Raw genomic sequence first — 8009 nt, 5'->3', positions numbered from 1 at the left:
AATCATAGACCTAGAAAGTGTCTTAATTGGGACACTCCATATGAAATTTTAAATTTAGAAGTGTTGCGCTTAAATTGACAATTCATCATACAAAAAGCCTCATTTACAACCCTCTTCTCCCTTAAACTAAACCCACAATTCCTACCCAATTTCTTCAACTTTGTGAACAAAATACTTTCCTTTTTCATACTAACGTATTATTATAATAATTGAGTCGTATTTGAGAATGTTTCTCATTTATATCACGCTCTATATTTTACACAACGAGGTGATGCTTTATCGCTGCAAGCAAAGCTCAGACATTCGCTAACCTCGTGCGCAAATATCGTAAAGCGCATATTGGCAAAGGGCCTGAACATATTTCAGTCTTCTTTAAAGACAATTGGGCAATCGTGCATATGACAGGTAGCTTAAGCAAAGTTGAAACATTTTATTTGAGAAACGATGCTTACCGTCGTATGCTGAAGGATGGACGTACTGAAGAAGTAAAGGATTTGTATCGCGATAATCCTCCCGTTGAGATGGAGGAACTCGTCGGTGCTAAATTCTTAAAACTCTTCACAGACGTTAATTTACAAGATGACGAAGTCGTATCCATCTTCGTCTTTGATCGCAATATTGAAGAATAATTCGTTATCGCTATAAGAGCGATGCGCAATATAAATAGATAGAGAATTTCATACAACTGTATAGTATAGGGATTGGTTACAAAGTACCTGGTGCTGTTTGGCTACTCCCTCTTTGATAAGAGTCGATTTAACTCTAACCCATTCAAGGAGGTGGTATACCAAATTAGTCCAGGTACTTTTTGGGTTTGCAGAAAACTATATTGACGCTCAACCGTAGCTTTTGCATTCACGCCAAATCATCATTTTACTAGGAGTGTTTATACTATAAAAATCGTAGCATTATTCCCTGAAGCTGTAGAAGGACAAGACAATCAATTACTCAACACAGATAAAGCAATTGGTTTGAAATCATTTTTACAAGACAAAGGACATGAACTCGTTATCTTGAAAGATGGTAAAGAAGATTTAGATAAACATCTCGAAGATATGGAAGTCGTAATTAGCGCGCCATTCTACCCTGCTTATATGACGAAAAAACGCATTGAGAAAGCACCTAACTTGAAACTCGCAATCACAGCAGGTGTAGGCTCTGACCACGTGGACTTAGATGCAGCGAGCCAACACAATGTAAGTGTAGTTGAAGTGACAGGAAGCAATACCGTGAGTGTCGCTGAACATGCTGTGATGGACTTACTCATCTTACTCCGTAACTATGAAGAAGGTCACCGTCAATCTAAAGAAGGCGGATGGAACCTATCTCAAGTCGGCAACGATGCTTACGAACTTCAACACAAGACAATCGGTATCTTCGGTTTCGGCCGTATCGGTCAACTCGTAGCTGAACGTCTTGCACCTTTCAATGTAACGATTCAACACTATGATCCAATCAATCAGAAAGACAACGAACATTCTAAATTTGTGAAATTCGACGAGCTCGTGAAGACAAGTGACGCCATTACTATCCATGCACCACTTACACCTGAGACAGATAACCTCTTCGACAGCGATGTCTTAGCTAAGATGAAAGATGGCAGTTTCTTAGTTAACACTGCGAGAGGTAAAATTGTGAATACAGACGCACTTGTGAAAGCGCTCGAAGATAAACACATTCAAGGTTATGCTGGCGACGTGTGGTATCCACAACCTGCACCAGCAGATCATCCATGGAGAACGATGCCTCGTAACGCTATGACAGTACACTATTCCGGTATGACTTTAGAGGCTCAAAAACGCATTGAAGACGGTGTGAAAGACATCTTAAACCGCTTCTTCAATGAGCAACCTTTCCAAGACAAAGACGTGATTGTTTCTGGCGGTCGTATCTCTAGCGCAAGTTACAATGCTAAAAATAACTAAGATGAAATGAGACACTGATTCGTTAGTTTCAGTTAAATATAACCTTTGACCTAAAACAAATATGAGAGCAGCTCATATTAAATACAAGTTCACCTATCCTTTCCCCTTTGAATCATAATATTAAGGCGATGAACTATATCGGGACATATTTCATCGCCTTAACATAAAAATAGATAAAGATAAGATATCCATCCTCAAAAAGCCGTTCCATCATCGATGTGGAACGGCTTTTCTGTCTTTATTATTACTTACGTATATTTTTCATATGTTGAACAGTACGATGATTTCCATGTTAGAAACTTCCTCTATATAAGACGCTTACTTCCGCCCTATTTTCTGCTTCATTACTTTATACAGAAAGATTGGAACATTTTTAACACGACCAATCCGTTTCCAATCAATCAACAGACGATACACCCATTCCAAATTGAGCTTGCGAAAGAGCTTCGGTGCCCGCTTCTTCGTACCGCTAAACACTTCAAGCGAACCCCCGACCCCCATCATCACTGTATGTGTAAAATGTTGAGCGTACCGCTGAAGCCACTCTTCCTGACGCGGGTACCCCATCCCTACGAATAAATAGTCGGGGTCAAATGCGGCAATCTCGCCAGCGATGCTTTGGTCATGAACATCGATATAACCATGATGAGAGGCAAAGTTCACATATGGGTATTGGGCTTGCAATTGCTGCTCAGCTAAGTCTACAATCTCAGGTTTCGAACCAAGCAAATATACCCGCTGTTGCTTCTCATTAGCAATTTGAATACACGTTTCCATTAACTCGATTCCAGGTACACGCTCTTGCAACGGCGTCTTCAACATCTTTGCACCCATCACGATGCCCGTACCATCTGGCACCACGTAATCTGCAAGATTAATGAGCTGTTGATAGTCAGAATGCTGCGTCGCATAGTTTGCAATTTCTGGATTGGCAGTAACGATGAAGAGGTTATCCTTGTTGTTATTACTCATAAAATGCATGATATTCTCTTTCATTTGTGTCATGGTCACATTATCAAAGTGTAATCCCAACACGTTGACGCGTGGGTCTTGATTACGATTCATCATATTTGTATCTCCTTAAAGCCTGCTTAAGATTATAATCTCGTTTCAAATGAAATTTCCTTTTCATTCAAACTTGAATGGTACCTTTACGTCATCCTACCAAAGTCGCAATGTCATTTGATTATAAATAGCATATAATAGAGTTATGTATTTTATACAATGAAAGGGTCAAATGATGCAACAACTTAATGCTCTACTTACGAGCCACATCGATTTACAACTTTATATGCTCATCGGCATCGCTATATGTTATATCTTGGCACATCAATTTCGCGCCCATTCAGTACTCCGATTCGTCGATGTATGTCTCAATTATATTCCTGTGCTAACGCATGAGTTCGGGCATATTCTTTTTAATAAAATCAGTAGTGGTCGTGCCAAAGACCTCGTCATCGTCGTTTCGCCTACTGAACGTGAACAAACCTTGCAACAAGGCTATGCAATAACAAGTTCAGCCTCACGCTTGAGCCAAATCATCACGACGCTTGGCGGCTACATCATGCCACCTCTTATGCTATATATTGGCGTACTGACGATGCAACATAACTACGCGAGTTTGTTCATAGGTGCGTATATTCTAATCTTTATCTACTTTCTGATCTTAACTTCAAGAAAAGTGATGCCACTTATCATCCTCATTATACTGGCTGGATTATTATATTTCATCTTTCAATACCATCAAGATTTACTTACTAGCCAGCTTATCAGTGTGGTTATTCACTACATTCTTGGCGTGCTACTCGGTGAAGTGGTTCAATCATCATGGACTATACTACGTTTAACCTTTAATCCACGTATCACGGAATGGGATGGCAGTGCATTGCGCGATCTTACACATTTACCCGTCATAGGTTTCAGTGCACTATGGATTGTCATTAATCTTTATACACTTTATACGTTGTGGAATAGTTTAACTATCACTTAGCAAATCTTCCACCTTAAACAAGCAGGCTACGAGATTAAATCTGCGCTTAATTGCCCAGTCTCGTAACCTGCTTTATTCTTCTACATAAATATGCTTTGCATTATCATAGCTTAAGATAGTAGAAATATCTCCTTTACTAATGATAATCACATTATTGGTATCATCCTTACTTTCAATCGTAATCGTATCTCCAATAGAAATCTCCTTACTAGAAAGATAGATGAGTAATTCTGTGCGATCTCTCACTCTCTCAATCGTCACTACAGAACCTTCATCAAACTCGATTAAATTCTTCGTATAAATCTCTTTATATTGATTATCGCGTGGAATCACGCCACCGTGTGGACATGTCTTAGGATAGTCGAGCACTTTGTCTAAACGTTCCACAAATAGATGAGACACGCGATGTTCTAGAATTTCCGCTTCTTGATGCACTTCTTCCCAATTATAATCCAACACTTTGATTAAAAATAATTCGATTAAACGATGACGTTTGATGATATCTAATGTATACGTTAATCCCGAATCAGTCAGACGTACACCTTTGTACGGCTTTGTTTCGACATAATTTGATTTTTCTAATCGATTTAACATTTCACTGACTGAAGGTGGTTTGATATTTAAATACTGCGATAGCACCTTATTTGTCACATATTCAGTGTCTCCATGATGCGTTAAGATGGCTTTCAAGTAGTCCTCTTTCTCTTCAGTTAGCATGCTTTCACCTCTCAATGTGTTCACCTTATTGTATCACGAAATAACTTGACACGCTAAAAGTTCGTAGTATATTATGAAATAAATTAGGTTAACCTAAAAATTTTATTAAGGGAGTTAAATATGCTTGAAGTAAAGAACTTGAATTTGAATTTAGGGAATAAACATGTGCTTCAAAATATTAACTTTGAAATACCGTTGCATGGTGAAATCATCGGTATTATGGGGCCTAACGGAGCAGGCAAATCTTCACTCATCAAATCTATGATTGGAGAATTCAAGGCTTCTGGTCACAGTAAGATGAACGACAAGCCAACAACAGAACAACTGAAGAATATCACTTACATACCACAAAAAGCACACATTGATTTAGACTTCCCTATTAATGTAGAAGAAGTTGTAGTATCAGGCGCTTATCAAGATTTAGGCTGGTTCAAATGGGTGACGCCTAAAGTGAAAGCGAAGTTAAATACTCTATTAGAAGAACTGGAAATTGAGACATTGAGAAAGCGACAATTGTCACAACTCAGTGGTGGGCAATTACAACGTGTACTTATCGCACGTGCACTCATGTCAGACAGTTCGCTTTATCTCTTAGACGAACCTTTCGTGGGAATTGACTTCCACAGTGAGCAACTCATCATTCGTAAGATTCGTCAGCTCAAATTACAGAACAAACTCGTCTTGATCGTCCATCACGACCTATCTAAAGCTGAGGACTATTTCGACAGAGTCATGTTACTGAACAAGAATTTACGCTATTTTGGCGAAAGTAAACAAGCGACACAACCTGAAATACTCAATGATGTATTTCTCAATCAAGTCGGATAAGAAAGGAGTATACTCGTGGATTTCATTCAACATTTGTTTGATTATCAATTCCTCAACCGTGCACTGATTATGTCCATGGTGGTAGGTATCGTTTGTGGCACAGTAGGCAGTATCATCGTCCTACGCGGATTGTCACTGATGGGAGATGCAATGAGTCACGCCGTCTTACCCGGTGTTGCACTCTCATTCGTCTTCCAAATTCCAATGTTTGTCGGCGCACTGATCACAGGGATGCTAGCCAGTGGTTTCATCGGCTTAATCTCTGATAAGAGTAAGACGAAAGCCGATGCAGCAATTGGTATTAGCTTTACAGCATTCTTAGCCAGCGGTGTGATCATCATTAGCTTGATACATAGCGCGACAGATTTGTACCACATCTTATTCGGTAATCTGCTCGCCGTCACACATGCGACATTCTGGTCAACACTCATCGTCAGCTTAGTCGTACTTGCGCTTATCATCATCTTCTACCGTCCATTGAAGATTTCAACGTTCGATGCGACATTTAGCCGCATGAGCGGTCTCAATACGACATTTATTCATTATTTCGTGATGCTATTACTTTCATTAGTTACGGTAGCAAGTATCCAAACTGTAGGGATTATCCTAGTTGTAGCATTACTGATTACACCCGCTTCAACTGCTTTTTTAATTTGTAAAAAGCTACACACGATGATGATTGTGGCAAGCATAATCAGTATCATTAGTTCAATCGTAGGACTCTATTTCAGTTATATATACAACATTCCAAGTGGCGCGACGATCGTTATCTGTGCATTTATTATTTATCTCGTCGTCTTCGCGCTCCATAAGTTGAATTTACCAATGAAGAAAGGAAGCGTATCATGAGAAAGATTATTACATTTTTACTCATAGCAGTCTTATTCCTAGCTGCATGTGGAAACAATAGTTCAGGGGATCAACATCACGACAGCAAGCATAAACTCAAAGTCGTCACTACTAACTCTATCCTGTACGATATGACGAAAGAAGTGGGCGGCGACAATGTCGAGGTTCACAGTATCGTACCGATTGGTCAAGACCCACACGAGTACGAAGTGAAACCGAAAGATATCAAAGCTTTAACTGATGCGGACGTTATTCTCTATAACGGTCTGAACTTAGAGACAGGTAATGGTTGGTTTAAAAAGGCTTTAGATCAAGCAGGCAAATCTGAAAAAGATGACTCCGTCGTCTCTGTTTCTGACAAAGTGAAACCGAATTATTTAAAAGGTGCTAAGCACATCGATTCAAACCGTGACCCACACGCTTGGCTCAGCCTATCCAACGGTATTAAATATGTAACAAGTATTCAAAATGCATTAGAGAAATATGATAAAGACCACAAATCGACGTACCAAGATAAAGGCGACAAATATAAAGAGAAATTAGATAAGCTCAACAAAGAGAGTCACAATAAATTTAAAGATATACCGAAAGATCAACGCACGATGATTACGAGTGAAGGTGCCTTTAAATACTTCGCGCAAGAATATGACATCAATGCCGGTTATATTTGGGAAATCAATACTGAAAAACAAGGAACACCTTCTCAAATGAAACAAGCCATTCATTTCGTTAAAGACAACGATGTGAAGAACTTACTCGTCGAAACAAGTGTAGATGAGAAGAGTATGAAGAGTCTTAGCGAAGAAACAGATAAAGATATTTACGGTAAAGTTTATACAGACTCTATCGGCAAGAAAGGAACAGATGGTGACTCTTATTACAATATGATGAAATCAAACATCGACACAGTACACAAGAGTATGAAATAAGGCTACACATAAGTGTAAAGTGGGTTGAATCACTTTAGAATCGTAATCACTAGTCAGAGATGAATCGCAGGCAGTCATATCCTCCTACTGCTTGCCAAGTTATTAGTCGTAGTGATCTGAGCAGATGGCTATACAATTACCTTGTTCCGGCTAACTGCAGTCTCCACCCTGAAAGTTGGCGGGAGCAATGGTACTATAAGTCAAATACCCCTTTGACAGCCACTTAACGTAGACACCGCTCCCCTTTAACAGGTGCTACGTTAAGTCAATAATTCTCCTAAGGTAATAACATTCCGGGCTATGAACCTCTTCAATGAGGTGAATAGTCCCATATCGTACGTACCCTCCTAATACATGACGTACGATATGGTGGTATTCAAGCCTAGATAATCTCTCAACTCCAACGACGGTTCAAATCCTCCCCCGTCGTTGGAGTCATCTTTTGATATTCATTCTAGTTTATTTAAAATAGTATATGAGGTAGATGAAAATAACTAAAAAAATGAATTATAATTCCATTTTCAATGTCGACTCAAGACGCTAGATGGATTTAAGACCACAACGAAAATCCATTCTTTGAGCTCTTTGAGCGAAAAGAATTAGTTGAGTGTGGTCCCATCAGCAAGCGAGAGTCATAACATTGAAAATTTAATACTTTTTAAGTTTAACCGGCCATATTTAATAGGCTCCTTGTCAATAACGGTTGGTGAGGGTCAAACGCACTAAGCAACTTTATTATGTTGTTTGGTGCGTTTTTTATATTCACTTACG

At 39.2% G+C, this 8009-nt stretch carries 8 protein-coding genes; 6 read left to right on the top strand and 2 right to left on the bottom strand.

Annotated elements, in window-relative coordinates:
• Positions 1-278 precede the first annotated feature (278 nt).
• A complete protein-coding gene (locus CD126_RS11055) occupies positions 279-629 on the top strand; it encodes a Na-translocating system protein MpsC family protein (RefSeq protein WP_040806798.1) in 351 nt (116 codons plus the stop codon).
• Positions 630-893: 264 nt separating this feature from the next.
• A complete protein-coding gene (locus tag CD126_RS11050; protein ID WP_049408685.1) occupies positions 894-1925 on the top strand; it encodes an NAD-dependent formate dehydrogenase in 1032 nt (343 codons plus the stop codon).
• Positions 1926-2243: 318 nt separating this feature from the next.
• On the opposite strand, the gene tarA is transcribed toward CD126_RS11050, so the two are convergent.
• Positions 2244-2993, bottom strand: coding sequence for an N-acetylglucosaminyldiphosphoundecaprenol N-acetyl-beta-D-mannosaminyltransferase TarA (tarA, locus tag CD126_RS11045; protein WP_049408683.1), 750 nt, complete (start codon positions 2991-2993; stop codon positions 2244-2246).
• 172 nt (positions 2994-3165) lie between these two features.
• Between tarA and CD126_RS11040 the strand changes: the two genes are divergently transcribed.
• Complete coding sequence (locus tag CD126_RS11040) at positions 3166-3915, top strand: M50 family metallopeptidase (RefSeq protein ID WP_049408680.1); 750 nt, start codon at positions 3166-3168, stop codon at positions 3913-3915.
• Positions 3916-3987: 72 nt separating this feature from the next.
• Here the strand turns inward: CD126_RS11040 and CD126_RS11035 are convergent, their stop codons facing one another.
• Positions 3988-4632, bottom strand: coding sequence for a metal-dependent transcriptional regulator (locus CD126_RS11035; RefSeq protein WP_049408679.1), 645 nt, complete (start codon positions 4630-4632; stop codon positions 3988-3990).
• 120 nt (positions 4633-4752) lie between these two features.
• On the opposite strand from CD126_RS11035, the gene CD126_RS11030 reads away from it, so the two are divergent.
• Genes CD126_RS11030 through mntC form a run of 3 tightly spaced genes read left to right on the top strand, consistent with a single transcriptional unit; the run spans position 4753 to position 7238 of the window.
• On the top strand, positions 4753-5460 hold the full coding sequence (locus CD126_RS11030; RefSeq protein ID WP_002472617.1) for a metal ABC transporter ATP-binding protein: 708 nt from the start codon (positions 4753-4755) through the stop codon (positions 5458-5460).
• Between the two features lie 9 nt (positions 5461-5469).
• Entirely contained in the window at positions 5470-6309 is an 840-nt protein-coding gene (locus CD126_RS11025) for a metal ABC transporter permease (RefSeq protein ID WP_260979573.1), read from the top strand.
• Positions 6306-7238, top strand: a complete 933-nt coding sequence (mntC, locus tag CD126_RS11020) for a manganese ABC transporter substrate-binding lipoprotein MntC (protein ID WP_049408676.1) — start codon at positions 6306-6308, stop codon at positions 7236-7238. Before CD126_RS11025 ends, mntC begins: the two co-directional genes overlap by 4 nt.
• Positions 7239-8009 lie beyond the last annotated feature (771 nt).

Origin of the sequence: Staphylococcus pettenkoferi, assembly GCF_002902685.1 — a bacterium.
In the GTDB taxonomy this organism is placed as follows: Bacteria; Bacillota; Bacilli; order Staphylococcales; family Staphylococcaceae; genus Staphylococcus; species Staphylococcus pettenkoferi.
This window is presented reverse-complemented; position numbering and strand designations above follow the sequence as displayed.

Bases quoted from the DNA above. Each gene is read 5' to 3' on its own strand.
- tarA (WP_049408683.1), bottom strand. From the start codon at position 2,993: ATGATGAATCGTAATCAAGACCCACGCGTCAACGTGTTGGGATTACAC.
- CD126_RS11040 (WP_049408680.1), top strand. From the start codon at position 3,166: ATGCAACAACTTAATGCTCTACTTACGAGCCACATCGATTTACAACTT.
- CD126_RS11035 (WP_049408679.1), bottom strand. From the start codon at position 4,632: ATGCTAACTGAAGAGAAAGAGGACTACTTGAAAGCCATCTTAACGCAT.
- CD126_RS11030 (WP_002472617.1), top strand. From the start codon at position 4,753: ATGCTTGAAGTAAAGAACTTGAATTTGAATTTAGGGAATAAACATGTG.
- mntC (WP_049408676.1), top strand. From the start codon at position 6,306: ATGAGAAAGATTATTACATTTTTACTCATAGCAGTCTTATTCCTAGCT.